This is a genomic window from Segeticoccus rhizosphaerae, assembly GCF_009192725.1.
In the GTDB taxonomy this organism is placed as follows: domain Bacteria; phylum Actinomycetota; class Actinomycetes; order Actinomycetales; family Dermatophilaceae; genus Segeticoccus; species Segeticoccus rhizosphaerae.
The window spans coordinates 1-3,364 of record NZ_VOHR01000373.1 but is presented as its reverse complement, the minus strand read 5'-3'; the positions used below and the strand labels follow the sequence as shown (position 1 = coordinate 3,364).

The 3,364-nt window shown below is 71.8% G+C and carries 1 protein-coding gene; it reads left to right on the top strand.

From position 1 onward, the window contains the following. Positions 1 to 157 precede the first annotated feature (157 nt). Positions 158 to 3,364: MobF family relaxase (gene mobF, locus FRW57_RS19185; protein ID WP_152186786.1), on the top strand; the 3,207-nt coding region annotated here is incomplete at its 3' end.

Genomic DNA, 3,364 nt, shown 5'->3' with positions numbered 1-3,364 from the left:
TCCGCCCTGCTGACCATTCGGGGCGCCACCGCCAACGTCGCCAGCCCACGATGGGGGGCTTGGCATTCGCTCCAACCGAATACGACCCCTCCACCAATCTTGAATCTTCAACTACTGATCACCAGCCCACCCTGTCATGCCTTCGGGAGGCGTGACGATGAGCATCCACAAGCTGACCGCGGGGTCGGGGTATGACTACCTGACCCGGCAGGTCGCGGCGCTGGATGCCACCGACAAGGGCCACACCGGGCTGGCGTCCTACTACACCGAGAAGGGCGAGACGCCGGGGGTGTGGGTGGGTTCGGGGATGGCCGGGATCGACGGGCTCGCGGCCGGAGACGCGGTCACCGCCGAGCAGATGCAGGCCCTGTTCGGGTCCGGGCACCACCCGCTGGCCCACGAGCGTCAGGACCGGTTGCAGGGCCCGGACCTGACCGACCGGGACGTCCGCGCGGTGACCCGGTTGGGCCAGCCGTACAAGGTCTACCCCGGCGACGTGTCCGTCTACCGGCTCGAGGTCGCCCAGCGGATCGAGGCACTCAACGAACAGCGCGGACACCCGGCGGACTACCCCGTGCCGGCCGAGGACCGCGGCCTGGTGCGCACCCAGGTCGCGCGCGAGTTCTTCACCGCCGAGCACGGCCGCGAACCCACCGACGCGCGGGAGATCGCCGGCACGATCGCGAAACACTCCCACCCCAGGACCACCGCGGTGGCCGGGTACGACCTCACGTTCAGCCCGGTCAAGAGCGTCTCGACCCTGTGGGCGGTCGCCGACCAGCAGATCGCCGCCCGGATCGAGCGGGCCCACCAGGCCGCAGTGAAGGACGCGCTGGACTTCCTCGAACAGCACGCCCTGTTCACCCGGGAAGGCACCAACGGAGTGCGCCAGGTCGACGTCCGCGGCCTGGTCGCCACCGCGTTCACCCACCGCGACAGCCGCGCCGGCGACCCCGACCTGCACACCCACGTCGCCGTCGCCAACAAGGTCCAGACGCTCGACGGGCGCTGGCTGGCGATCGACGGACGGGTGCTGTTCAAGGCCACCGTCGCCGCGTCGGAGACCTACAACACCGCGCTGGAACGCCACCTGCGCGAGGGCCTGGGGGTGCAGTTCGCCGACCGCGACAACCCCGGTTCGGGTGACGCTAGGCAGCGACCGGTGCGGGAAATCGTCGGCGTCGACCCCGCCTTGAACCAGCGCTGGTCGGCCCGCCGCGCCAGCATCGAGGCGCGTCGCAGCCAGCTCGCCACCGACTTCCAGCGCCACCATGGGCGCCCACCGACCCCCATCGAACAGGTGCAGCTGGCCCAGCAGGCCACCCTGGAGACCCGCGAGGCCAAGCACGAACCGCGCACGCTGGACCAGCAGCGCGCCACCTGGCGGGAGCAGGCCGAAGACACGCTGGGGGGCCGGCGCGGCGTGGACTCGATGGTGCAGGCCGCGCTTCGTCCCAGTGGGCGCCACCGGCTGCAACCGGAACCGGACCTGGACACCGGCGAGGTCGCGCGCAGCGTCATCACGGAGCTGGAGTCGCGGCGTTCCACCTGGCAGGTCTGGCACGTGCGCGCCGAGGCACAGCGCCAGCTCCGCGCCAGCGCGGCCTCCCCCACCGTCATCGACGACGTGATCGACCAGGTGGTGGCCGACGCGCTCGGCCCGGAACTGTCGACCTCTTTGGCCCGGCCCGAGACCGACGTGGTCGAGCCGCCGCAGCTGCGCCGCCAAGACGGCGCCAGCGTCTACACCGTGGCCGGCGCCACCCTGTTCACCTCCGCCCGGATCCTGGCCGCCGAGCAGCGCCTGGTCGACGCCGCGGGCCTTGCCGGCGGCCGTGGCATCGACGCGGAGGCCGTCGGTCTGGCCCTGCTCGAACAGACCGCGAACGGAGCCACGCTGAACGCCGGGCAGGCCGCGCTGGTGGCTGACATGGCCACCTCCGGTGCCCGGCTGCAGCTAGCGATCGCCCCCGCCGGGGCGGGCAAGACCACCGCCATGCGCGCCCTGGCCGCCGCGTGGACCGAAGCAGGAGGTCACGTCCTTGGCCTCGCGCCGTCGGCGGCCGCGTCCGCCGCGCTGCGAGACCAGATCCAGGTCAGCACCGACACCCTCGCCAAACTGACCCACTCTATCGCGACCGGTGTCCTGCCCCAGTGGGCAGCACGGATCGGACCGGATTGCCTGGTCATCATCGACGAGGCCGGCATGGCCGACACCCTCTCCCTCGACACCGCCGTCCAATACATCATCGGTCAGGGCGGCAGCGTCCGGCTGATCGGCGACGACCAGCAACTGGCCGCGATCGGCGCCGGTGGCGTGCTGCGCGACATCCAAACCACCCACGGGGCGAACCGGCTCACCGAGATGGTCCGGTTCGCCGACCCGGCCGAAGCAGCCGCCTCCCTGGCCCTGCGTGATGGCAGAACCGAGGCGCTCGGCTTCTACCTGGACCACCACCGGGTGCACGTCGGTGACCTGGCTACCCTGACCGAGGACGTCTTCACCTCCTGGCGGGCCGACCGCGGCAACGGGCTCGACTCGATCATGCTGGCCCCCACTCGCGACCTGGTCAGCGAGCTCAACCAGCGCGCCCGCGCGCACCGGCTCGCCGGCGCCACCGACCGCGCCGAGGGCTTGCCCACGGCGGTGTTGGCGGACGGCAACCAGGCCAGCATGGGCGACCTGGTCATCACCCGCGCCAACGATCGCCGGCTGCGCACTACGACCAGCGACTGGGTCAAGAACGGCGACCGCTGGACCGTCCTGGCCCTCACCAACAACGGCGGGCTGCGAGTCCAGCACACCCGGCACGGCCACACCGTCACCCTCCCCGCCGGTTACGTGACCGAGTCCGTCGAGCTGGGCTACGCCACCACCGTCCACGCTGCCCAAGGCGTGTCGGTCGACACCATGCACGGCCTGGCCACCGGCGACCAGTCGCGCCAGCAGCTCTACACCATGCTCACCCGCGGCAAGCACGCCAACCACGTGTACCTGCAAGTCGCCGGCGACGGCGACCCGCACAGCGTCATCCGGCCGGAGATGAACCATCCACAGACCCCGACCGACCTGCTGGAGAACATCCTCGCCCGCGACGATGCCCCCCGATCGGCCACCACCCTGCTGCGCGAACAGGACGACCCGGCCACCCTCCTGGGCCATGCCACCCAGCGGTACCACGACGCGCTCTGTGTCGCGGCCGAAGACCTCCTCGGGCGCGCGAAAGTCGCGGCCCTGGACCGGCAGGCAGACCACGTCGTGCCCGGACTGACCGAGCAACCCGCCTGGCCCGCGCTGCGCGCCCACCTGCTGCTCGTCGCAGCCCAAGGCGTCGACCCGGTCGAGCACCTGGCCGCGGCCGCC